Annotated in this window: 24 protein-coding genes; 9 read left to right on the forward strand and 15 right to left on the reverse strand. The window is 43.8% G+C overall.

Annotated elements, in window-relative coordinates; translation table 11 throughout:
* Positions 1-11: 11 nt before the first annotated feature.
* The 3 genes from ACY8DX_RS14040 to ACY8DX_RS14050 are packed head-to-tail and all read right to left on the reverse strand — an operon-like array spanning position 12 to position 4,267.
* Positions 12-1,442, reverse strand: a complete 1,431-nt coding sequence (locus tag ACY8DX_RS14040) for a sigma-54-dependent transcriptional regulator (RefSeq protein WP_462405461.1) — start codon at positions 1,440-1,442, stop codon at positions 12-14.
* Positions 1,439-3,106, reverse strand: a complete 1,668-nt coding sequence (locus ACY8DX_RS14045) for an ATP-binding protein (RefSeq protein WP_462405462.1) — start codon at positions 3,104-3,106, stop codon at positions 1,439-1,441. Before ACY8DX_RS14045 ends, ACY8DX_RS14040 begins: the two co-directional genes overlap by 4 nt.
* A gap of 12 nt (positions 3,107-3,118) precedes the next feature.
* Positions 3,119-4,267: an iron-containing alcohol dehydrogenase gene (locus ACY8DX_RS14050; RefSeq protein WP_462405463.1), complete on the reverse strand. Its 1,149-nt coding sequence runs from the start codon at positions 4,265-4,267 to the stop codon at positions 3,119-3,121.
* Positions 4,268-4,462: 195 nt separating this feature from the next.
* On the opposite strand from ACY8DX_RS14050, the gene ACY8DX_RS14055 reads away from it, so the two are divergent.
* Positions 4,463-5,344, forward strand: a complete 882-nt coding sequence (locus ACY8DX_RS14055) for an NAD-dependent epimerase/dehydratase family protein (protein ID WP_462405464.1) — start codon at positions 4,463-4,465, stop codon at positions 5,342-5,344.
* Between the two features lie 59 nt (positions 5,345-5,403).
* Here the strand turns inward: ACY8DX_RS14055 and ACY8DX_RS14060 are convergent, their stop codons facing one another.
* Positions 5,404-6,111 (reverse strand): DNA alkylation repair protein, encoded by a 708-nt coding sequence (locus tag ACY8DX_RS14060; RefSeq protein ID WP_462405465.1) that lies wholly within the window; start codon positions 6,109-6,111, stop codon positions 5,404-5,406.
* Positions 6,112-6,231: 120 nt separating this feature from the next.
* Positions 6,232-6,759 (reverse strand): YceI family protein, encoded by a 528-nt coding sequence (locus ACY8DX_RS14065; RefSeq protein ID WP_462405466.1) that lies wholly within the window; start codon positions 6,757-6,759, stop codon positions 6,232-6,234.
* A gap of 234 nt (positions 6,760-6,993) precedes the next feature.
* Here ACY8DX_RS14065 and ACY8DX_RS14070 point away from each other — a divergent pair, with 234 nt between their 5' ends.
* Positions 6,994-7,716 carry an SGNH/GDSL hydrolase family protein gene (locus ACY8DX_RS14070; RefSeq protein WP_462405467.1) on the forward strand — a complete coding sequence of 241 codons (723 nt, stop codon included), beginning with the start codon at positions 6,994-6,996 and terminating at the stop codon, positions 7,714-7,716.
* Positions 7,717-7,752: 36 nt separating this feature from the next.
* On the opposite strand, the gene ACY8DX_RS14075 is transcribed toward ACY8DX_RS14070, so the two are convergent.
* The gene (locus ACY8DX_RS14075; protein WP_462405468.1) at positions 7,753-8,226 is read right to left on the reverse strand and encodes a DUF2071 domain-containing protein; all 474 of its coding nucleotides are present in this window, start codon (positions 8,224-8,226) and stop codon (positions 7,753-7,755) included.
* A 148-nt stretch (positions 8,227-8,374) separates the two neighbouring features.
* Between ACY8DX_RS14075 and ACY8DX_RS14080 the strand changes: the two genes are divergently transcribed.
* Together ACY8DX_RS14080 and ACY8DX_RS14085 are read left to right on the forward strand one after the other, a co-directional pair.
* Complete coding sequence (locus tag ACY8DX_RS14080; RefSeq protein ID WP_462405469.1) at positions 8,375-9,259, forward strand: aldo/keto reductase; 885 nt, start codon at positions 8,375-8,377, stop codon at positions 9,257-9,259.
* 58 nt (positions 9,260-9,317) lie between these two features.
* Positions 9,318-10,181: an aldo/keto reductase gene (locus ACY8DX_RS14085; protein WP_462405470.1), complete on the forward strand. Its 864-nt coding sequence runs from the start codon at positions 9,318-9,320 to the stop codon at positions 10,179-10,181.
* Positions 10,182-10,202: 21 nt separating this feature from the next.
* On the opposite strand, the gene ACY8DX_RS14090 is transcribed toward ACY8DX_RS14085, so the two are convergent.
* The 6 genes from ACY8DX_RS14090 to ACY8DX_RS14115 form a co-directional block, all read right to left on the reverse strand.
* A complete protein-coding gene (locus ACY8DX_RS14090) occupies positions 10,203-11,504 on the reverse strand; it encodes an FtsW/RodA/SpoVE family cell cycle protein (protein WP_462405471.1) in 1,302 nt (433 codons plus the stop codon).
* Positions 11,505-11,510: 6 nt separating this feature from the next.
* A complete protein-coding gene (locus tag ACY8DX_RS14095; RefSeq protein ID WP_462405472.1) occupies positions 11,511-11,918 on the reverse strand; it encodes a PadR family transcriptional regulator in 408 nt (135 codons plus the stop codon).
* Between the two features lie 2 nt (positions 11,919-11,920).
* Positions 11,921-12,454, reverse strand: a complete 534-nt coding sequence (locus tag ACY8DX_RS14100) for a sigma-70 family RNA polymerase sigma factor (protein WP_462406951.1) — start codon at positions 12,452-12,454, stop codon at positions 11,921-11,923.
* 78 nt (positions 12,455-12,532) lie between these two features.
* Positions 12,533-13,162: a VC0807 family protein gene (locus ACY8DX_RS14105; RefSeq protein WP_462405473.1), complete on the reverse strand. Its 630-nt coding sequence runs from the start codon at positions 13,160-13,162 to the stop codon at positions 12,533-12,535.
* A gap of 480 nt (positions 13,163-13,642) precedes the next feature.
* Entirely contained in the window at positions 13,643-14,647 is a 1,005-nt protein-coding gene (locus ACY8DX_RS14110) for a PfkB family carbohydrate kinase (RefSeq protein WP_462405474.1), read from the reverse strand.
* A gap of 88 nt (positions 14,648-14,735) precedes the next feature.
* Complete coding sequence (locus ACY8DX_RS14115) at positions 14,736-17,033, reverse strand: glycoside hydrolase family 2 protein (RefSeq protein ID WP_462405475.1); 2,298 nt, start codon at positions 17,031-17,033, stop codon at positions 14,736-14,738.
* Positions 17,034-17,227: 194 nt separating this feature from the next.
* On the opposite strand from ACY8DX_RS14115, the gene ACY8DX_RS14120 reads away from it, so the two are divergent.
* The 3 genes from ACY8DX_RS14120 (at position 17,228) to ACY8DX_RS14130 (ending at position 19,915) form a co-directional block, all read left to right on the forward strand.
* Positions 17,228-18,457, forward strand: a complete 1,230-nt coding sequence (locus tag ACY8DX_RS14120) for a helix-turn-helix domain-containing protein (RefSeq protein ID WP_049670373.1) — start codon at positions 17,228-17,230, stop codon at positions 18,455-18,457.
* Between the two features lie 143 nt (positions 18,458-18,600).
* Complete coding sequence (locus tag ACY8DX_RS14125; protein ID WP_462405476.1) at positions 18,601-19,227, forward strand: LysE family translocator; 627 nt, start codon at positions 18,601-18,603, stop codon at positions 19,225-19,227.
* 373 nt (positions 19,228-19,600) lie between these two features.
* A complete protein-coding gene (locus ACY8DX_RS14130) occupies positions 19,601-19,915 on the forward strand; it encodes a hypothetical protein (RefSeq protein ID WP_462405477.1) in 315 nt (104 codons plus the stop codon).
* Positions 19,916-19,972: 57 nt separating this feature from the next.
* Here ACY8DX_RS14130 and ACY8DX_RS14135 read toward each other — a convergent pair whose 3' ends face one another.
* Positions 19,973-21,148: a DHH family phosphoesterase gene (locus ACY8DX_RS14135; protein ID WP_462405478.1), complete on the reverse strand. Its 1,176-nt coding sequence runs from the start codon at positions 21,146-21,148 to the stop codon at positions 19,973-19,975.
* 393 nt (positions 21,149-21,541) lie between these two features.
* Here ACY8DX_RS14135 and ACY8DX_RS14140 point away from each other — a divergent pair, with 393 nt between their 5' ends.
* Complete coding sequence (locus ACY8DX_RS14140; protein WP_462405479.1) at positions 21,542-21,838, forward strand: hypothetical protein; 297 nt, start codon at positions 21,542-21,544, stop codon at positions 21,836-21,838.
* 87 nt (positions 21,839-21,925) lie between these two features.
* Positions 21,926-22,711, forward strand: coding sequence for an alpha/beta hydrolase (locus ACY8DX_RS14145; RefSeq protein WP_462405480.1), 786 nt, complete (start codon positions 21,926-21,928; stop codon positions 22,709-22,711).
* A gap of 47 nt (positions 22,712-22,758) precedes the next feature.
* On the opposite strand, the gene ACY8DX_RS14150 is transcribed toward ACY8DX_RS14145, so the two are convergent.
* Together ACY8DX_RS14150 and ACY8DX_RS14155 are read right to left on the reverse strand one after the other, a co-directional pair.
* Positions 22,759-23,544, reverse strand: coding sequence for a glucose 1-dehydrogenase (locus ACY8DX_RS14150; protein WP_049670364.1), 786 nt, complete (start codon positions 23,542-23,544; stop codon positions 22,759-22,761).
* 17 nt (positions 23,545-23,561) lie between these two features.
* On the reverse strand, positions 23,562-24,413 hold the full coding sequence (locus tag ACY8DX_RS14155) for a GRP family sugar transporter (RefSeq protein WP_049670363.1): 852 nt from the start codon (positions 24,411-24,413) through the stop codon (positions 23,562-23,564).
* Between the last annotated feature and the right edge of the window lie 50 nt (positions 24,414-24,463).

Consider the following 24,463-nt stretch of genomic DNA (forward strand, 5'->3'; position numbering starts at 1 on the left):
AAACCGGCACCCTAGCTTTTTTCACTTAATAAATACCGCAGCTGGCGAGTCGATATCTTCATCCTCTCAGCCGCTGCTTTTCGGTTGCCCATTGTTTCTTTCATGACCTTCGTGACGAATGCCCTGCCTACCTCCACTTCAAGCTCTTTCACACGCTGAAGCACTTCGTCCAGGGCCGTTTCATTCTCACTTTCCCATAACTGCACGATCCCCTTCTTCCAGTTGTCAATATACGATTCCAAGGGAGAACCCTTTATCTGATCCAGCGGTTGATTCTCCAAGAGAATAGGAAAATTGTTCATTTTCTCCGGCAAATAGGACGGGGTCATCAATGAAACCTCTCCTTCAGCAAACGTGATTGCCCGCTTTACCACATTCGATAATTCCCGAATATTGCCTGGCCATGAATAATCCATCAGGATTGTCATCGCTTCATCCGAAAAGATTAGGGAGGATTGATGAACATTCAAGAAGTGCTTTACCAAAAGGGGGATGTCCTCTCTCCTATTCCGTAAAGGAGGAATTGTCAGCTTCACCACCTCCAGCCGGTAAAGCAAATCCTCCCTAAAACGATTTTCTTCGACAGCCTTCGAAAGATTCACATGTGAAGCCGCAATGATACGGGTATTTGTCCGTCTGAGTTCTTCATCCCCAATTCTTCTAAATTCCCCTGTTTCAATGGTTCGCAATAGTTTCACTTGCGTAGCTGAAGAAGCCTCCGCAATTTCATCGAGAAACAACGATCCATTATGGGCAATTTCAAACACCCCTTTACGGCTCTTAACCGCTCCTGTAAATGCTCCTTTTTCATGGCCAAACAATTCACTCTCTAACAGAGATTCGGATAGAGCGCCGCAATTGACAGCAATAAAGGGGGAATCCGCACGACGGCTTGCCTGATGTATGAACTGAGCGAGAAGATCTTTCCCGCTGCCGGTTTCCCCTTCTATTAGTACATTGATATTCTTTCGGGCAATCTTATAAGCGAGAGTAAGCAAATGCCGCATATCTTCACTTTCTCCAATGATCAATCCCAATTTATTGGCTAAATGCTGAATATCCGCATCGCCTGGCGCTTCAGGGTAATCCAGCAAATGCTCTATTAAGGCTTCCACTTCCTCGATCTGGTCAAAGGGCTTTTCCATATAATCATTGGCTCCAAGCTTTATGGCCTCTATGGCTGTTTTTACCGTGCTGTAGCCTGTCATGATAATCGTCTTACAGGTAGGAAATGCTTGTTTCAGCTGTTTCAAAAGATCCAAACCGCTCGCATCTGGCAGCTTAACATCAATCATCGCTAAATCGACCGATAATTCCGGCAGCATCTGATGAAAATCACGCCCGCTCTTACATAGCGTGACATGATACCCTTTCTGAGTCAGCAGATAAGAGAGAAAGTGCCTGATTTCCGGCTCATCATCAATAATCAAAATGTCTTTCATGGCTCTCCCCCTTCTGATTCTATCTTCGGGAGCTTCAACGTAAATCGGCTTCCCAAGCGTGGCTCACTCGTCATCTCAATAAAACCCCCGTGTGCCTGGGCAATCCCTAGACTAACCGATAAACCGAGGCCTGTTCCTTGACCGGCCGGCTTGGTCGTAAAGAAAGGGTGAAAGACTTCTGATTGATGGTCCTTCCGTATCCCTTCCCCGGAATCTGAAACAGATAAATACACGAAGTCCCCCTCCTGACCCGTGGCAATCATGATTTTCCTCTTATCTGAAGACATGCCCTCAAGTGCATCCTTTGCGTTCAAGACGAGATTGAGAACAATTTGGCTCAATTGCTGCACGCTGCCATTGATCTTAGGCAATGTGTAATCCAATTGTACATTCATGTTGATTTCCTGCATGTGAATTTGATAACCAACTAGACTCATAACCTGTTCAACCGCCTCATTTAAGGAGCATGCTTCAAAGAGGTATTCATCCTGTCTGGAGAAGGTAAGGAGATTTTGAACGATATTCTTGCATCTTCTTCCGCTATTCGTGATTCCATTCAACAAACTGCGGGATACCGGGTCTATTCTGTCATCCCTCTCAAGGAGCTGTGAATTTCCAAGAATGGCTGTTAAAGGATTATTAAGCTCATGGGCAACCCCTGCCGCTAGTTCTCCAATGGCTGCAAGCTTTCCCGAATGAATCAGCTGGGATTCAATTCTTTTTTTCTCCGATATGTCTTTCATGTAAAGAATGAATCCATACATTTGCTGCTCCTCATTAAAAACCGGATTTGAAAACGTTTCAACAATCCGGTTGTCTGCTAAACGGATCTCCCGAAAGCAAGCCACTTGAGATTGATAGCTTTCATGCAAAAGCTCGGAGATCTCTTTTTCTTGAAGGAAAAGATCATGGATATTCTCACCGACTAATGGAGGATTTCGAGGCTGGAAGAATCGAGTGGCTTGTTCATTCACCTTCATGATCACCCCTTGTAAATCCACAACAAAAATCATGTCAATGACGGCTCGGAATGTATCCTCCCATTCCTTCTGGGTGGTAAGGACTTCATTATATAAACGGACATTCTCCAAACAAACCGCAAACTGATCGGCTAATTGCTGCAGGAACGCCACATCTGCCTCATCATAGCTAAGGATTCCAAAACTGCCGATACTCACAATCCCCGTTACCTTTCCTTTACTATGAAGAGGAAAGAGAAGCGCACTTTGAATACCATTCACCCGGAAGATTTCATTTTCAATGAATTCACCCTCCTCTTTTTCAAAGGGGATTGTGTGAAAGAGCATGTTTTTGTTTTGGATAACCGTCCAATATACCGAATTCTCCTTCTCCAAGGTCACATTCCGAGGAAGATAGCCTAATTTCTTCGGGTATACATTTGATAGAATAAGCTCATTTCCTTTCCGAATCAAGAGACTAATACGATCAAAAGGAAAGATGGTAATCAGTTTATCCATGATGTTTCTTAGCATGTCATCCATCGACATTTCTACATTGAGGTTCTTCATGACCTCATGTATGATTTCAAGCTGCATGTTTTTCTTTTGCAATTCGGCTACTGTATTCTTCAGCTCCGTATAATAGCTTCGCTTGGATGATTGAACCCCTGTTAATCGTTCAATCATCATCTGCCTTTCATACACAAAAACCACTCCCTATAAAGCCTGCTGAAACAATCTTTTCACATCATCCAACGTAATATCCCGCGGATTGGTGATCATACAGGCATCCTCTATCGCAATCTGGCTCATTTCCTCTATCATGTCCCCATTCCATCCCATATCAGATAATCTCTGCGGTGCACCGATATCAAGAGACAGTTTCTTGACAAACTCAATCGCCTTTCCGCCAGCTTCAATCTGTGTCAGCGTATCCGTAGAGATGCCGCAGATTTCCGCTATTTCTTTATACTTTTGCGGAACAGCAAGAAAATTAAATTCCATCACATGAGGAAGCAAGGCGGCATTCACCTCGCCATGTAAGAGCGGGAAGCGACCGCCTATCGCATGTGACATCGCATGCACGGCACCTAATATCGCATTTGAGAAGGCTAGTCCCGCTTGAAGACTCGCCATCGCCATTTGAGCTTTTGCCTCTTCATTCATGGTCGATGCAACTGAGGGCCGTAAGTAATTTGCTGTTAGGTAAATCGCATTCTTTGCTTGCACATCTGTCAGAGGTGTTGCCGCAATGCTGACATACGCTTCTATCGCATGTGTCAGGACATCCAAGCCGGTTGATGCAGTCAATTGCGGGCTTTTCGTCGTGAGTGTATGGGGGTCGATGATGGCGATATCCGGTACAAGGGACTTAGAGACAATCGTCATTTTCTTCTTCCGCTCTGAATCCACTATCACGGAAAACTGGGAAACCTCAGAGCCTGAGCCGGCAGTGGTAGAAATCATGACTAAGGGAGGAAGCGGCTCCTTGATTTTGTCTACCCCTTCATAATCATGGATATGTCCCCCATTCGTAACCAGGATGGCAATTGCTTTCGCTGTATCAATCGCACTTCCTCCCCCAACCCCAATCACGGCATCACACTCATGATCCACATAGACATTTCGGCCCGCCTCCACTTCATAATCCTTAGGATTCGTCGTTAAATCGAAGAAAACCGAAGAGGTCAGCCCAGCCTTTTGGCAGCTATCCAACACAATATCGAGCCAGCCTGCATGCAGCACCCCTTGATCACTCACGACAAGGACTCTTCTAGCTCCGAGCCTCAAGCAGCTTTCTCCAACTTGATGGATCGCTCCAGACCCGAAAATCACCTCTGGCATGACAAACTTATTGATCTTCATAGAATGCCTCCTTTTAAGCTATTACATTCGGCGAACGGCGGATGATTTCCTTGTTTTCCCATAAAGGACGCTTGCTTCGCAGGAAGAATCATATAGATTATTCGGTTTTGCACAGATTGATAGGTGGAACAAATGGGAAAAGGTATATAATAAAATGATAAAGAGCCATTAAGAAGATAAGGAGATTACAAATCAATGAAAAATATTCTCGTATTAGGCGGAACTAGATTCTTCGGCCGCAAGCTGGTCGAGCTCTTACTAGACGATGGCCACAAGGTAACGATAGTAACCCGAGGCCAATCCAGCCATCCCTTTGGTGACCAGGTTGAGCATGTGATAGCTGACCGTTCTGACAAGAATGAATTGGCTAAAGCCGTAATAGGCCGCCATTTTGACATTGTTTATGATAATATTTGCTACTCCCCGAATGAAGCCTATGAGTTTTGCGAGATATTTAATGGGAAGATTGATAAGCTCGTTTTCACCTCCACTCTCTCCACCTATCCGATGGATGGGAAAGAAAAGAAAGAATCGGATTTTAATCCTGCACAGTATGAGATTCAAATGGGGGATAAAGCGGACTTCACCTACGGCGAAGGAAAGCGGCTGGCGGAGGCTGTCTTCTTTCAACACGCAAAATTTCCTGTGACAGCTGTCCGCCTTCCAATTGTAATGGGAGAGGATGATTACACAAGGCGCCTGCATTTCCATATTGAGCGTATCGCCAATGAAGAACCGATCGGCTTTGTTAATTTGGAGGCAGAGATGTCCTTTATCCAGGCGGAAGAAGCGGCGAATTTCCTGAAATGGGCTGGAATGAATGACATCGAAGGGCCGGTCAATGCAACAGCAAACGGGAAAATCTCCTTGGCTCAGTTGATTCACTTAATAGAAAAGGCAACCGGAAAATCAGCCAAATTATCATTACTGGCGACAGACGAAATCCGTTCTCCTTATGCCATCTCGGACTCTTGGTATATGTCAAATCAAAAAGCAGCCGATCATGGATTTCGATTCACAAATTTGGATGATTGGCTTGAACCCTTAATTGAGAGCATTGCTGCCGAGACGACATGAATCTAAAAAAAGAACATCCAATAATGATTGGATGTTCTTTTCTTGATTTGTGGTTACTCTTAGCATCTCACATACTTTCGTTTAAACCCTAGCCTTCCTTTGGCCATATCTTTTTGAATGTTTTCATAGGCATGTAAGTAGCTGCTCTTTTTCTTTTCCCGCTTAATCTCTACCTTCCCTACTGCCGCTGCCGTCTCAAGCGCCTTTTCATTCAGCGGGACAAAGGAAATTCCAACCGTATAGAGGAATAGATTCATAGCCGCTTTTGTTCGCTCAGGTGCTTCATGAATCTCCTTCTTCACAATTTCAAGCATATGGGCGATCTTTTCTTTAGAAAACTGATCGTCTGGGCGGTTTCCTAAAAGCCAGCAATAGCAGCTCCATCCCGCAGACATTCTCAGCTCGTCCCCGCTCGCGATCCACTTATCCGCCATTTCCTGTGCAAGCTGGGACTCCGATAAGGTCACGGCCACTACATAATCGGACAGCATATAGAAATAGGCCTTATCCATCCAGCGATTGAAATCTGTCTCTGTCATGGACTTCGGGTCGGCAATAATCCCCGCGAAATACATGGCATCATAGTTCCCAGTCGCATAAAGCTCCTCAGCCAATGGTTGGTTGATGCCTATTTTTTTGGCGATTGGCTTCATGGCACCTGTGGCCACGCCAAATAGCGGTTCGTGCGCACCATTTGAAAGATATATTTTTTTCGTTCGCTCCTTGCCCAACGCTTTAAGCTCCTGCATAACGGTTTCGGCATCCATTCATCTACTACTCCTTTTTTCTTCTATCTTATACAACAATACTCTGTGCGTATACATTGTATTGTTCGTTCATAAGAAAAAGGCCCTCCACTACGGACAGCCCTTTATTGTATGGATTTATTATGCCTGCGGGTTAAGCTCAAGCTCTAAATTGATCTTAATATCTTTTCCGACCAATACGCCCCCTGTTTCTAACGCTGCGTTCCAAGTCAATCCGAAGTCTTCGCGATTGATGGTTGTTTCTCCTTCAAAGCCATATACTTCAACGCCCCAAGGGTTTGTTCCCTTTCCGTTGTAGGTTACATCAAAAGTGACAGGTTTTGTGACATCCTTAATCGTAAGGTCGCCTGTTACTTCATAGTCAGATTCAGCGCCAGTTATGGATGTAGAATGGAATTTAATAGTTTCATATTTCTCCACATCAAAGAAGTCCGGTGATTTCAAGTGATTATCGCGGTCGTCGCTTTTCGTGTTGATGCTTGCGACATCAATCGTGAAGCCAATCTCTGCTGTAGTCAAATCTGCTAAATCTGCCGCTTCTACTTCAGCCGTATACTCCTCGAAGCTCCCTTTTACCTTGGATACCATCATGTGTTTCACCTGAAAACCGATGTGTGAATGTGAGTTATCAACTGTGTACTTTGCCATTTTTATCTACTCCCTTTGTTTGTTTACCTCGAATTCGAGATATATTAGGATAAAAAACCCCTTCATTTGTTTATCCCATTGTTTATTTCCTATATAGCTAACTATAAACCTTTTATATCTTGAAGTCAAGATATTTTAATTCGAATTTTTATTCTCGTTATCTCTTTCGTGAAATTCATGTCAGAAAATTGTAAAATAAAGAGAGAAAGAGATTAGATAAAGGAAGTCTTGGCCATGAAAATCATTTGTTTTGGAGACAGTATCACACGCGGGGTTACCTATATGAAGGGACGGCTGCGCATCATAAAACAAAATTATCCAACTATCCTTCAAGATTGGTTCGGACAGAAGGAAGGTCCACCTATCGAGGTGGTAAACAAGGGTGTCTTTAATGATAACTCAGCACACCTCTTAGAACGGCTGGAGAAAGATGTACTGGCGGAGCATCCTGCTATCGTACTGATTGGCATTGGCGGAAACGACTGTAATTTCAAATGGGCTGAGGTGGCCGAATTTCCAAGAGGTGACCATACACCAACCGTGCCTCTTGATTCTTATATCGAGAATATCAAAACCATCATATCGAAAGTAAAAGAGGAAGGTATTACCCCTATCCTGCTTGCCATGCCGCCTCTAGATCCGGTGCGCTATTATGAATACACTGCCCATCTATTCAGCTCTAAAATCAGTGAATGGATCTGCAGGACTGGCGGGATTGAGCATTGGCATGGTATGTACAACCGGGCATTGAAGAAGACGGCAAAGGAACTCGGCGTGAAATTTATTGACATCCGCACCGCCATGAAGAAGGCCGGCGAGCTTAAAGTACTAATCAGCGATGACGGCATTCACCCGACTGAGGCGGGTTATCAAGCGATTGCTTCAGAAATCTACCACTCTCTTCTCTCCATCCTAAAGAAGGAAGAGGATGCAGCAAAACCTTACAGCCTTTCATGAATAAACAAGACCCACTTCAAAATAGGCAGGTCTTGTTTATTCTTCTGCCCTTCCAACAATTTCTGGCGGATAGAACATGAATCGTTTCATCCTGGCGTAATGCAGCAAGCGCGGTTCAATCGGTGGGGTTCCATCCTCCATAAAGCGCAGCATCGTGTTGGCATGAATGTGTGCACTCACGCCTGATACTTTCCAAGCATCATGGTGAATATCACCGCGCAGAATTCGGTTGCCATAATAGGAATATAGGCAATATCGCTCAAGCAGCCAGTAATCCAATGTGTTTGGCATGGGCTCCTGCATTCTCTCCTCTCGGGTATAGCTGACCTCGAAATGATAGTCCCCCTTCCCTCTTGTCCGCTCACTCTTCATGTAGAAATCATTTCCAGATTGCCTGAATTCCATTTTCGCAATCTTATAAGGAAGCGCCGTTGCTGCCCGCGCCCGCTTACAGAAAACATCTTTCCCACTGTTTGCCGGTTGCTTTCTGTAAGCACAATCGACTCTCATATAGTAGAATAAAAAGGCAGACTCTCTTTGCTGGAGAAAGAGATATGCATGGCTTACATAGGAAAATTTATTGATTTGAACGGGCACCCGCCCACATGCCTTCCTTATCTCAAGATGACCACAAAATTTGACGGCGAGGAGAATGAGCATGAACAAAATGAACCTTGGCACCAGCAGCTTAGCGGTGCCGCAAATCGCTGTCGGATGCATGAGGATTGATGCATTGGACAGTCATGAATTAGAAGCTCATTTACGTTTTTGCTTGGAAAATGAGCTGAATTTCTTTGACCATGCCGATATTTACGGGCAAGGAATTTGCGAAACAAATTTCGGCATAGCGTTAAAGCGCATAGGGTATAAGAGAGAAGATGTGATTCTGCAATCGAAATGCGGCATCAAGCCGGGGACCATGTACGACCTCTCCAAAGAGCATATTGTTCAATCGGTTGACGGAATCCTGAAACGGCTGGATACCGAGTATTTGGACATCCTCCTGCTTCACCGTCCGGATGCATTAGTTGAGCCGGAGGAAGTTGCAGAAGCCTTCGATGTCCTGGAGAAGTCCGGTAAAGTACGTCACTTCGGCGTATCCAACCATAAACCGATGCAGATTGAATTGCTCAAGAAATACGTCCAGCAGGACCTCATCATCAATCAGCTTCAATTAAGTCTTCCATTCTCCAGCATGATGGCAAGCGGAATGGAAGTAAACATGCAGACAGACGGTGCGGTCGACCGTGATGGAAGCGTTCTCGACTATTGCCGTCTTCACGACATGACCATCCAGGCTTGGTCGCCTTATCAGTATGGCTTCTTTGAAGGAGTCTTTATCGGTAACCGCGACAAGTTCCCTGAACTAAACAAGGCACTCGACGAAATGGCAGAGAAATACGCTGTCACACCAACGACGATTGCAACTGCCTGGATTTTGCGCCACCCTGCTAAGATACAAGTCATTGCCGGCTCAACCAACCAGCAGCGGATCCGTGAAATCAAGCAAGCCAGCAATATTCACCTCACACGAGAAGAATGATACCGCCTCTATATGAAGAGCGGCCACATTCTACCGTAAAACAGAAATCTACTAGACTATGGAGATGATCAGTTTGTTCGAGAAATCAAGCAACTATACATTAAGCAATGGCTATGAAATCCCTTGTGTCGGCTTCGGCACTTGGCAGACTCCTGACGGCGAAACAGCCGTAGCCTCTGTCAAAAAAGCGATTGAAGCCGGCTATCGTCATATTGATACTGCGGCTGTTTATGGCAATGAAGAGAGTGTTGGCAAGGCCATCCGTGAATCCGGTGTTGCCCGTGAGGACTTATTCATCACAAGCAAGGTCTGGAACACAGAGCGCGGCTATGAAAGTACGCTGAAGGCATTTGACGTGACAATGGAAAAGCTCGGTCTTGACTATCTTGACCTCTACCTAATCCACTGGCCTGCCTCCTCCTCCCAATTCGACAACTGGGTTGAATTGAACAAAGAAACATGGCGCGCCATGGTCGAGCTTTATCAAGCTGGCCGCATCCGTGCAATTGGTGTATCCAACTTCCTCGTTCACCATCTTGAACCATTAATGGACGCTGAGGTGAAACCGATGGTTAACCAAATCGAATTCCACCCTGGTCAAATGCAGGAAGAAACCGTCCGTTTCTGCAAAGAAAACGGGATTCTCATTGAAGCATGGAGCCCGCTCGGCACAGGCAGAATGCTGACGAACGAAACCTTAATGGCCATTGCCAAAGAATACGATAAATCCGTAGCCCAGCTATGCGTACGCTGGTGCCTGCAAAACGAAGTGCTTCCGCTTCCTAAATCGGTTACACCATCCCGTATCGAGGAAAACCTTAATGTATTCGATTTCACGATTAAGGATGAGGATATGGAAACCATCAATGCCATGGAATATTTCGGCGGTTCTGGTTCACATCCGGATGAAGTGAAGTTCTAAGAGAAAAAAGGATGCATGGCATTAATCTGCCGTGCATCCTTTTTCGATTTGAATGAAATTCCTGCGCCGGTAAACACTCAGCACAATCCCCATCAAGAAGGCATTCAGCATGGTTGGCATCCAGCCATAGCTGATAAAGGGCAGGGAGACAGCCATGATTGGCAATATCCCCAAAATCATCCCGAGATTATAAAAGAATTGCAGCCCGAAAAGCGAAATCGCCCCGACGACCAGCAATCTTCCATAACGGTCTCTCGTTCCTATTGCAATCATCCCCATGCGCAAAACAAATAGGAGAAGAATGAAAATCACGCCTGCCGCAGCTGCATATCCATAGTTGGCCGTGACATTAGCCAAGGCAAAATCAGTATGAGGAGATGACAAAAAATCTAACTGACTGGCAGATGCACCAAACCAGTTAGCGCCGCTCATTACCTCTGATAATCGAATATACATATATCCTGAACCTTGTGCATAGCTCTCCGGGTTTAAGAAAGCGAGAAGACGCTTAAATTGGTAATCTTTCACAAATCCTAATAAGACAGCTGTCCCGATTATCCCTGGACTTACACCAATCGGAACAATCGTCAGCCATAAGACCGTTCTCCTCCCCAAATGGCTCCACCAGAGCATAATCATAACCATGGCTCCATAAATAAACGTAATGTACAAATTAGGAATCGTCATAAAGAGATACAAGGTATAGACAAACAACAAGGCAAGCTGCCACGCCTTCCTATTCTTTCTGGTGAAAAACCTTGCCCATGCAAGTAAGAAAAACGGCAGGGCAATCCAGCAGCCCACTGCCCCAATGCCCGGAATACCAATGAAAGGCTCCCCATTAATCGTGTAGGATGGGATAAAACGCAGCACATACAAGATGAGGACGCCAATTCCGAAGAAAATCCACCCCATCCTCGCAAGCTTGCGATAATCAACGAACATAAGCCCAATGGCCGCTCCTATTCCAAACAAACCGAAGATGAGTTTTTTCTGCAAGAATTGTTCGGTCAGTTCACCCGGATCGTTCATAGGCAAAATCGGCAGTACTCCAAGCGCCATAACCATTAACAGCAGGCCGAGGAGAAACCAATCCACCTTTGGACGATACAACTTATTCATCTTCATTCCAATCTTAAGCGGGTCACCCATCTGCCGAATGGCTTTATCTTCAGCCTCTTCAGCAGACAATCCTCTCACTAGCCAATCATTCTTCGTTTTCTGTAAGTGACATTGCAGCTCCTGTTCAACGAGCTTCCTTGCTTCCTTTGATTGAATATGGCCGGTGACCTCCTTCAAGAATTGTTCTTTCTGCTCACCCATTCAGCCTCACTCCTGTCCCTGTTCTTTAAAGGAAAATCGTGATTGACGAAGCTGCTTATATTTCCTCTCCAGCATCCGTTTCCCTTTATTCGTCAATCGATAATGTCTTTCCCCAGACGGATTGCTGCTTGCGGCAATGGTTCCGGCCAGCTCCTGTTCATGAAGAAGGGTATAAAGGAGACCTTCTTCCCCCTCCCATTTTCTTACTCCCCTTGCAAGAAGGAGCTTCATCAATTCATAGCCTGTCTTTTCCTGTATTAAGAGCTCAAAGATATGGAGAATGAGTTCTTCCTCACTCATGGATTCTTTTTGTATAGCTTTATGGACTTGACTTTTCATTCTTTCCGAAAAGTTCAGCTCATGAAAGGCGGACTTTTCCATCACCTTGCGCAGTCTCTTCAGTTGGTCATCCATGCTTACTCCTCCCACCTTTCCTTCAGAAGGGATTTAGCCCTTCTCAGTCTAGTCTTGACTGTATTGGGATTCACGGATAGAATCCGCGCCATTTCCCGAATCGGAATATCTTCATAATAATGGAGATAGATAACCTCTCGGTAAAGAACAGGCAGTCCCATAACCGAGTGAACAAGACGCTCGTCCTCCTCCTGCTGAATGGCCGCCTCTTCTGCACTCCCTTCCCTGTTCACATCATAAATATAGCCGTCTTCTACTGGAATGACATGATTGTTATACCAGCTTTTCAAATAATCCTTACAATGATTAATCGCAATCTTCCAAAGCCAGGTCCTTAAGCTTGATTTTCCTTTATATGTATGAAGAGATTTATAGCTTTTCACGAAAATATCCTGTGTGAGGTCTTCCGCAAGCTGATAATTATGGACATAGGAATAGACGAGTCTTAAGATCTCGGTCCCATATCGGTCCATCAATTCATCAATCAGTGTCTCCCTCTCCTCTGCGGAGACACGCTCCATGATCATTTCATCCACCATTTCCCCTCCTTCATCTATATGGACGAGGCAGTCGGTCATTTCGGTTCCTTTTCGCATAAAAAAATGCCTAAATAATTAAGGCGCTATTGTTTCCTGCGGCTCCTCTAACTTCTTGCTTAATTGATTAATATGATAGTACCCGTAGAGGATAGCCAGACCTAAGCCCACTCCAATCACTCTCTTAATGATGATTCCCTTCGTGAAAGCATCCACCCCATATTGCATAATCAGCCATGAATTAATTCCTGCGGGCACAAGGCAGCTTAAGGCCATCGCACAGGCAATCAGCTTAAACACCTTCAGAATCTCCGGCTGATAATATACACCTTTCAAAAACTGTCGATCATAGCCTTGTATTTCCGTTAAATCAAGGGCAAACAGCAAGGATACCGGCTTATTGACGAAAATCATCACAAGATGGAAGAGAGCTATTACAAAAGAATACACGACATTGTTCCACAGCATTTGAATGGCTGAACCTGAAAGCATATCCACTAGCGTTCCAATCATTAGTGTTCCTATCATGAAGAGACCAAAAAAATTAAGCCGTTTAAATCGGATAAATCTTATAATGCTATAAATAATGCCGGGCACGGTAGAAATAAGCATCGCATAATATTCATCAATCCGTTCATTTAGGGCATTCCAAATGACAAGTGGAAAGATAACATAGCAAATCAAATCCCACATAACCGTATTCTTCATATTTTAAGCCCCCTCCACCTCCCTTATATTACCATTTTTTTCGCATCAACATCACTAGTAAAATGAATATTCTCATAATTAACAGGGGACGTTTTTCCCTTTCACATAGAGAAACAGAGGTTGAGACGAAACGAAATAAATAATCCTCAAAAATGCATGCTGGTAACTAATAGCAGTTGGAAAGACAAATTCGTTCCATTCCGCGAAATGCACTCGCTTTCCGCCGGGGAGGAAGCTGAGCCTCCTCGATGCTTACATCTGTGGGGTCTCAGCCTTTCCTCTACTATCCACAGGAGTCGAGTCCATTTTGCTCCATTCCACTAGTCACTAATAATAGAAGGTCACAACCCACTAATATATGGAAAACAACAAATAAAGACCCGAATGATTAGACGATAGAATTCATTCCTTTATCGTCTAATCATTCGGGTTTATCATTGGCTGTAATATTTATGTCCCAGCCTCGCTTATTTAGATATCTTACCTTTTAATGACAACCTTATCGCCATTCAGGTCAAATCCTTGTACGGCTTGTTTGCTTGCAACTTGGAAATCTCCTACAATCGTATGCTTCAAGGCAAAGGAGGATAAAGCGAAATCTAACGTATCTTGAAGACTATAAGAATTCGCCAAACCGTACAATGCACCGGCAACAAAGGAATCCCCTGTGCCAATCCTCTCCAGTACATTCACTTTAACGGGTCCAAGGCGATGAACCTCCGTACCGGTTATGACTGCACAGCTTAGCTTTTGTTCATTATCATCAAGGATTTCCCGCTCCGTCGTAAAGATTTGATCAAATTGATATTCCTTTTGAAGCTCCTTGAGCAATTCGATTTTTTCATCAAAGGAGTGAACCTTTCTCTTCTCCTGGCGGAGAGTGAGAACATCCATGTAGCTGCCGAAGCAGACATTCACATATGGCAGGATGTCCATAAATGCCTCTCTTGCTTCCTCGATGCTCCATAATTTTGCCCGATAATTGAAATCAAAGCTCACCTTTATCCCTTTTTTACGGGCAAGCTTCACAAGAGCCATCGTTGTTTCGCGCGCTTGCTTGCTCACGCCTAAGCTAATGCCGCTGACATGCACCCACTTCGCTTGATCGAGCATTTCCTCTAGCTGATAATCACTCGGTACAGCATCAACAAAGGCTGAATTTTGTCGGTCATAGGTAACCTCTGTCGGACGGATGGAGTGTCCTTCTTCAACGAAGTAAAGCCCCATTTTATGACCTTGTTGGATGACAAAATCCGTATTCACCCCAAATTGACGAAGCTGCATGATAGCCGCCAAACCGATGTTGTTATCAGGCACACAAGTTGCATAAGAAGTTTTTTCCCCCCAATTGCTTAAAGCGACCGCAATATTTGCCTCAGAACCGCCATAAACCATATTCAACTGGCTAGCCTGAATAAACAGCTGATGATTTGAAGGTGTTAGACGTAACAGCATTTCTCCAAATAGCAGCATTGACTTCATCATTACACCATCTCTTTCATTATTAGTCCAAAGAACGACTAGATTGTGAACCTAGCCGTTCAGGTTCATGCATTCATCCAGCACGATGTTATTATGCTTTTTTGATTTTTGTCAGATCTTTATTCAGCATATACATCAATTGCTCTGAGAACATATCCGCTGCCATGGAAGCCAGCATGTCAATTTGCATGCCTTCTGCCATACCAAACATTGGATGTTCCTCTGAGAATCCGTTTAAATACTTTTGCACGACAGCCTTTGCTTCAGGGTTCGCAAATAGTTCCCCAAATGTGCAGCGAGTTGAGTACACATCATCCGTGATTTCCAATTCTTCGATTACAACATCTCCAAGATCTTCAGGCATTTCGAACCAGTTATCTACTACTCCGCCAGCCTCTGACTCAGGAAGTACATAGCTTGGGTTAGCCTCTTCCACTTTATTGAAGAATGCTGTGTCTTCTACATCGCCAGATACGGCTCTTACTTCATTCAAGCCTGGCTGCAGAGCAACATTTTCAAAGATGAAGATTTTATCTTCGCCTTTTTGTGTCGCTACTTCTGAGCCGTTCACATATAGTGTTACTTCATCACAGTTGGAATAGATTTTCAAAGTGATTGCATCATCTGCACGGTCAATATAGCGTTTGCTTGTGATATGAAGAACTTTTTCTTCTGACCAGTTTGCTTTGTACATGAAGAAAGCATCTTTCTTAATTTTGCGGTCGTATGTGATTAAGCCTTTGTTGTTTCTTCCCTTTACGCCGCCTTCATCACGGATGTTCGCACCGAAGTCAAACATGTTCCATACATATGTTGACCAAAGGAATGGGCGCTCAGAGAAGATTTTCCACACTTTTTCGTGGTATAGTGCATGATATTCTTCTGTATAGTCCTTCACCTTTGCATCATCTGTGTGGTATTCGATGATTCCTTCTGCACCGTATTCAGAAATACCTAAAGGAACAGTAGGGTTTGTCGCATGGTACCCATCAATCCAAGGACCAAAATCTTCTGCCTCCCCTTGGTACCAGCCATAATATTTATTGTAACCAATGATATCTGTCATATAGTTATACTCATCATTATCAGGTACAAACATAACGTTTGCTTGTGTTGTTAAACGTGTTGGATCTTCTTTTTTCGTTAATTCTGCTAGTTCTCTTACTAACTTTCTAACCTCTGGACGGTTACCGCCGATTTGGATCTCATTTTGCACGCCCCAGAACATAATGGATGGGTGGTTGAAGTTCTGTCTGATTAGCTCAATCATTTGCTGCTTCGCATTGATGCCTTCTAATTCTGTTTTAGACATAATGGAAATGAACGGAATTTCAGCCCATACAACCATACCTTCTTGGTCACACAGATCATAGAAATATTGATCATGCTGATAGTGAGCAAGGCGAATGGATGTCGCGCCAACCTCTTTGATCAATTCCATATCTTCTTTATGTTCTTTCTTCGTAATCGCCCAGCCCATGTCTTTTCTATCCTGGTGGCGGGACACACCATTTAGGCGTAAAGGTTGACCATTAAGGATGAATCCTCTTTCAGGGTCTACTTCGAAATATCTCACACCGAATGGGATGGAAATTTCATCGATTGTGTCATTGAAGCTAGTCAATGATACGTTTGCTTTATACATATAAGCATTTTTTCTGCCGTTCCAAAGAGTTGGATTCTTAATGACAGCAGGCATGTCAACTTCTTGAGTTTCACCAGCCGCGAGAACGACTTCTTTTGCTGCATAGGCAACTACCTTGCCTTCAGCGTCAAATAGGTCTGCCCATAGGCGTACTTTCTTTTCCACATCTAAATCATTCGTGATTTTTGATTTAATCGTCAAAGACGCTTTCTCTTCGTTCACTTCGTCTTGAACAATATAAATCCCTTGTGAACCATAATCCATCAAGTCAAAGTGAACATGATTTGTGATAACCAGATTTACATCACGATACATTCCGCCATAGAAAGTGAAATCTGCCATTTGCGGATAAACATCTTCCACAACTGTGTTATCAACTTTCACCGCTACTGTGTTTACTGTTCCAAACTCTACCACATCAGTGATATCGAAGCGGAAAGTAGAGTATCCGCCGCGGTGCTGTCCCATATGGTGACCATTGATATATACGTCCGTAATGCTATTAGAACCGTTGAATTCAATATATACACGGTTTCCTTGTTGTAATGAATCAATCATTAATTCTTTACGGTACCAGCAAGCACCCTTGTAGAAATCAAAACCATTCGCTCCATCAATCGCATTCCAAGTATGCGGAACGCTGACTGTTTCCCAGCTAGTATCGTCAAAGCTTTTATTGTAAGCGCTAACTTCATCTTGTTTAATAAATTTCCATGAGTCATTCATGTTAATTATTTTTCTCATTCATTTCTCTCCCTTGATAGTCATAGATAATTTGTGAAAAAATGAACATGTAAACTTAAAATTAATATATCCTTAACTTCCTGTTCTTAGTATAGTATAGAAAACAGAATATTTATCGCACAATTTTGCTTTAAATCGTATTATTTTTGCCTATTTTACACAATAATACAGAAAATGAAAGAAGAGATGATGAAATGCTGGAAAATAGACTACATAATCTTCAAAAAATCTGCCGAATGATTTCTTCCATCAGCCACATGGATGTCCGCTTAATTAATCAGGAAGGAGCCGCTCTGCTTCAATTAGTGAAACAGAATCTTCCGGCTGCCCTGCAAAACTTTGAGCAAGACTTCAGACAAATCAACCAAATTCTCGAGGAACATCCTGCACATTCCTATTACTACTACATCAATAGTTTCGGTCTGCAGTATATGGCTGCCGGCATTTGGGAAGAAAATCATTATGTTGGCGCCATTATGGTTGGACCCTTTTTATCCAGTGTACCTGGAACGGATTTCGTCAGCGAAATGATTTCTGCCAATCAACTACCCATTAGTGAAAGGAGACAGCTGCAAGAATTTTATGCCTCCCTTTCCATCGTTAATAATAGTACGAGTAATAGTATAGGTGAATTGCTCGTCAATTTATGCTCGAATTCTTTTATTGAGGCACAATTAATCACTACTGACCCAGTCCAGTCAAATCAGAGCAAGGAATCGATTAAAACGATGATTGATGAAAGCAAGGAAATGATTGAATTACGTTACCATACTGAACAAGAACTCATGCATGCCATCATGACCGGTGATAAAGAAACCGTAGAGAAATTGAAAATCAATATAGGAGATACTTATTTAGAAGATCGCATACCAGAGAGTCCCATCAGATCGTCAAAAAACTTAATTTCCGTATTAAACACCATATGCCGAATGGCCGCCAGAAAAGGCGGTGTCCACCCTGTCTACCTTCACGAAATATCAGATAAATTCGCCATCTTAATTGAACGGGCACCCAATCTGCCTTATCTAAATAAGCTAGTGGAGGTCATGCTGCATGATTATTGTGATTTAGTAAGAGAATTTTCTACTCGCCAATATAGTGAACTAATAAAAAAAGCCGTGGATTATATTCGAATGAATATTGACAGTCCTATTACCTTGCAAAGCATTGCGGATTCCATCCACGCTAACCCATCACATCTGTCCAGGAAATTCAAACAAGAAACTGGGCAAAGTGTAACAGATTTCATCAATCTGAAACGAGTGGAATCTGCCAAGCTCTATCTGCAAAGCGGCCAAAAATCAATCACGGAGGTTGCCTTCATGGTCGGCTTTAATGACGTCAATTACTTCAGCAGGGTTTTCAAGAAGGTTACTTCCATGACCCCTTCACAGTTCATGAAAGAGGTAAATAAAGAAGATTAACCGGGATTCCTCAAATGGAAATCCCGGTTTCTTAAATGAGCTGGACTTTTAAAAAGAATATTCAAATAATTCAACCTATAATCTATAATAGAGGTTACCATTTATAACGAAGGCACTATATAGAGCCAGAAAGGCGGCATAGCATGGAGAACTTTTATCTTTATATCCTCATGTGTATTTTCTTGATCATCCTTCCCGGTCCCGATACGGCTGTCGCGACCAAAAACACCCTAAGTCAAGGTAGCAGCGCCGGCCTCAAAACGGCACTCGGCACCTGCTGCGCTCTCCTGATTCATACATCTGCGGCTGTTCTAGGTCTGTCCGCGATTATCGTGAAGTCAGCCCTCTTATTCTCCGTTTTTAAATATGTCGGGGCTATTTACTTAATCTACCTTGGAGCCAAAACCCTCTGGTCCCTGTGGAAGAAAGAAGAAGCCGCAACGGCAGAAACAGAGACAAAGATACAGTTTGAGAAGTCCTCCTGCTTTAAGCAAGGCTTCCTCACCAATATCCTTAACCCAAAGGTCGCCGTCTTCTTCCTAACCTTCCTGCCCCAATTCGTCGAGGCGGGAAGCAACACATTTGTTCCATTTCTGCTTATGGGCATCACCTACACCGCATTAACAGCTGTCTGGTTCCTGTTCTATGTTTACTTAATTCACCAAGTCAGCACCTTCATGAAAAAACCGAAGGCACAAGCAGCGATTGAAGGAATAACCGGTACGATACTAATTGGTTTTGGGATCAAGCTCGCTTTTGAGAAGGCATAGCATTAATCCATTTCGTTTAAAAAGCTCAGAGTGAATCGCTCTGAGCTTCATTTTCGAAGTAAACCCTATCCAAAAATATAATAAATACGACCGCACAATAAAATAGGGGGAGTGATTTCCATTTAGAGGATATTGGCATGTACGGTCTTTACCGCCTTCCTATGACTTTGTTTTCCAGTTCACCCGTTTGAATAGGCCCCTTTTTATGATCGAATGGTCGGCTTTCTTTGAATATATGGGAAATTTTAATAAAGAGGCTTGAAAGCCTTGTTGCTTTTACCATAATTAGTTAGACTAGTTCTACTATTACTTGATATGAAGTATATATTTACATGGAAATAGAAATTTGATTTTTATAGAAGGGGAGAAATGTATGTCAGAAACTCTGCCCAATTGGTTTTGGACAATCTATTATTTGTTTTTATTAGTGACATTAGGCACCGCCCTCTTGAGTGTGATAAAAAGGAAAATGAGCAGATTATCCTTTATTGCCATTGTACTCACCTTAACAATTCCACTAGTTAGTCTGATCAATAGTATTGGAAGACCAGAAGAAATGAATGAATTCGAATATTTGGTCAGTCAATTGCAGCAGGGGGCTATTTGGTCTGTTTTTATTATGGTTGGTTATTTATTTTTAATCGTTTGGTGTGGTTTATTCCTATTCAAAAGCAAAACTAAGAAGTAAGGCATCGTAACAGAAAAGAGCAGCTTGCCTTTAAAAAGACAAACTGCTTCATCATTCTTATCCGCGATGCTGCACCTGTTTCATTAAATATTCTACAAACTCATCATCCTTCACAAGCCATGCCGCATGGGTCCGTTTCAAATAATGGTCCCCTTCATCAAAGCTCTTGAAACGAGCATCAATGGTTTCACCATTATAATCAATTCTCCATTCACTGCCCTTTGGATACAGGAGATAAGCGTCATTCTTATTGCCGTGATAAAGGGCGCCAAAGGAGGAGTGCTTAACATTATACTGATTGCGCTTCGCATCCTCGCGCAGCGGCGCAAGCGCAAAGGTATCTGCTACATATTCCTTGTAGGCTGTATCTGTCAACGAACAGCCAGCCGCCTTCGCATGACCTCCGCCCCCATGCTTGGCCGCAATCTCGGACACATCGACATGATCGTGGACAGTCCGAAGGGAAATCCGCCGTCCGCCCATATTCATAATGGCGATATAATCAAGATGGGCGAACTCCTTCCCAAGCTCGCTCCCAAGCTCGGATAAATAGGATTCTGCATAAACGACACCCGCCAAAAGTCCGCTGACCTCGGTCTGCACAACCTCCCGCTTCTTCCGGCGAAGATAGCGTTCCATCTTGTCGTATTCCATCTTCAATAATTTTTCCTCAAAATCATCGAACTGAAATCTCTCCCCGCCCTGCAGCCTATCGACCATTCTCTCCTCAAAATCATCAATCGATGTTAAATAAAGAAGGGAATTAAGGCGATGCGCCCGCTCATTCTCATTCTTCTCCCACTCCCATGTATCATATTGGCGGACAAGTTCTACGAATTCGGCCAATCCTTCTGTCGGCTGTAAAAACTCATGGCGAATGAGATAGTCATAAAAAAGAGAAGTCGCACTCGTTCCCTTCCCCTCTTCATCCTCAGAAAGCACAAATCCCCATTTATATTCATTCAAATGCTCCGCTGTTTTATGATGATCAATCAGCTGAATCTTGCCCTGTTTCGCAAACCGTTTCTGCAGCTTCTTCTCATTCTCTTCATTCGGTGACATATCCGTAATCAATAAAAAAGTATCCGAATCATGCTCCAGGAAGGATTCAATCTCCCGGTTCAAGCTCCCAATTGAATTGTACCGGATCTTCACACCATCCCCGAAAGCCAACCTCGCTAAGATGCCGCAGCCGACACCATCCAAATCATTATGCGTCAGTAGTTTGTACATTGTGTTCACCTCATGGATAGTATGTGTTTTCAGGTGGATATTACTCTAATGATGACCACCCTTTGTCCACCCTTCGACCCCTTTGCCTGGGCATTGGGTGGGCTTTCTCTGACAGTTAATCTGTCATTTCAATAAAATAGTTTTCCCATTTGGAATAACCATCTCATCAGACCTACCAACATTCAAATAAGAAATACTTCGTTTAAGAGTCAATTGCAGCGAAAGACTGAATCAATTCGCTGCATAGTCTTATGCTATCATAAGAGTGAATTTATTCTATATTCTAAGTATTCTATTTTGCAGAAGCACTTAAAGGGGAGATAACGATGTCTTGGAAAGATGTATAAGCTCAGTATTCTAATCACCAAGAATCACTTATTGTAGGTAACAGAGATGGACTCATTAAACTACGGAGGTTCATTGATCAAGCGTTTGATCATGTTCTTTGCTTCCGATGAGGAAGGATATCCATTATACGTAGGAGTAGTTGAAGAGGAAGCCATATATAATTCTATAGAGCTTCTTTATACAGAACTAGTCGTTGATCGTCATAGCTATCCTTACTTTCACCATTTGAAAGATAAAAAAGAGCCTCCATATTCTTCTGTTATCTTATTTCCAATGATGATCCAGAAAAAGAGGAAATATGATTCCTTTTTTCTATCAAATAGAAAACATCGTCTATTATGATTTAAAGTACGGACTCTCCTCAATTCTCCCCCTGCCGAGACACATGATAAAATAAACTCAACACCACTTCATAAAGGGGAATCCAACATGCAACCACTGCCAATCTGGTCAGATAAGATTGATTTACATGAGGAAGCACCAATTATTGTCCCTTATATGGCAGAGCAAAATCCTGCCCGCTCCGCTGTGATCATTTGTCCTGGAGGAGGCTACCGCATGCGTGCTTGGCATGAGGGCGAGCCTGTGGCTGAGTGGCTGAATACGCTTGGCATTACGGCGTTTGTCCTCCATTACCGAGTCAATCCTGCCAAGCATCTAGAGCCGCTTGCTGATGCGCAGCGCGCCATTCGTTATGTGCGTTATCATGCAGAGGAATGGGGAATTGACCCCGATAAGATTGGGCTTCTTGGCTTTTCTGCAGGCGGCCATCTAGCAGCCTGTGCCGCAAATATGTCGGATTATCCTGCGTATAAGAAAATCGACAAAATCGATTCAGCATCCTGCAAGCCAGATATCGCTATTCTCTGTTACCCCGTAATCACGATGCTTGAGCATACTCATGAAGGCTCACTCACCTGTCTGCTCGGGGAAAACCCGAAGCATGAAGCACGCGAACTTCTTTCCATGGAGCGTCATGTCAGCACGGACACGCCGCCGAGTTTCCTTTGGCATACGGCTGACGATCAGTCTGTTCCGGTCATCAACAGTCTTCTGTATGCCAACCAATTGAGCACAGCCCAGATTCCATATGAGCTTCATGTGTTTCAAAATGGACGGCATGGGCTTGGCCTTGCAGAGGAGGAACCAGACACCGCAAAATGGACAGGACTTTGTGCAAGCTGGCTGTCAAAACAAGGATTTTGCAAAGCATAAAAAAGGAAGGCAGTCCCCCAATATTTTGGGTGCTGCCTTCCTCGTCTTTATCCTCTTCCGCCTTGGAAGCTTGGATATAACGTCATTCCGCCGTCTGCATAAAGAGACAGTCCAGTAACATAGCTTGCTTCATTAGAGGCGAGCCAGGCCGCACAGGCGGCAATTTGCTCCGGCTGGCCGATCATGCCGAGCGGAATCATCTCCTCTACCTGCTCCCTTTGTTCAGGATCATCGAATTTTTCTGCATTAATCGGCGTTTTTATCGCTCCCGGACAGATGCTGTTCACCCTGATGCCATGAGGGGCATATTCCATTGCCAATGTTTCTGTCATTAACTTCACTCCGCCCTTACTTGCTGCATAGTGGACGAATTGCGGCCAAGGAATTCGGTCATGCACAGAGGACATATTAATGATAGAGCCCTTGATTTTATTTTCAACCATGTATTTGAGGGCTTCGCGGGATCCGAGGAAGGCACCGGTCAGATTGATATCGATGACTTTCTGCCAATCCTCTAATGATAATTCGTGGGATTCCACTTGATTTTCCATTCCCGCGTTATTGATCATGACGTCAAGTGTGCCGAAGGTTTCTACCGCACAATCAATCATTTTCTTGACGTCCTCTTCCTTTGTAACGTCACCCTGGACCGCCACGGCATCACCGCCGTATGATTTGATCGTCTCAATAATGGCATTATGATCATGCTTGTCTGAATGATAATTAATGACGACCTTGGCTTGTTCTTTCCCGAACCGTTCTGCCATCCCTTTTCCTAGACCTGTTGCAGCACCTGTGATCACGACAACTTTCCCTTTTAAACTATCATACATAGTCTATTCCTCCTTCATTATTCTTTCGTGAAACCGAGCATAACTCCGCCGGCAATGACGAGCGCACACCCGATGATGATAAATGTAAGCTGCTTCTTAGATTTCTTCTCACCAAGGAGGAAAATGCCCCCTAGGGTGGAGATGATAATGCCCATTTGGGAGAAAGAGAATCCAATCGCGACTCCAACTAGCGGATTGGCGAGCAGAAGACCGATATTCCCGATTGCCCACATAATCCCTGTCAGTACATTGCGAACCATATATTTATTGAACGGATTATCCTTGATGGAGAGCAGAAGCGTGGCAATGAACATGCCAACCCCTTGCGGCAGGATAGCCGCCCATCCATCGATATCGTACCAGCGAACAATCACGACATAGAGGACAAATCCTACGGTGGATATCCCGAGGAACATGGCACCTTTTTTCTTATTACCTTCCTCTGAATCCTTTCCTTGTCCAACACCTGTCATGATAATCCCGGCAATGATGGCAGCGATCGCCAGCAGACCGAGGACAATGGTCATCGTACCGGACCATTCCTTAAAAACAACTACCCCGAAGAAGGTCGTACCGAGTAACTGAAGTCCTGTCGAAATAGGCACTGTTTTCGAGACACCGATGTTTTTCACACTGTTGAACTGGTTGAGCTGTCCGACCGCCCAGCCCGCACCTGAGATTATCCCGACAATCCAGACTGTCATACTCATATCCGGCTGCTGGATGAAATACATGACAAGTCCAAACAGGAGTGAACCCGTCGTAATCCCTAGCGTCTGCGATTTTGGATCGCCGCCCAGTTTTTCACTGACTAGCACTAAACTTCCCCACGCAAGCGCAGGCAATAGTGCATATAAAATTCCTTCCATGTGCAATACCTCTCTCAAATGTAATCAATTTTAGGAATAAATGTTGTAAT

Source organism: Gracilibacillus sp. Marseille-QA3620 (assembly GCF_054950035.1).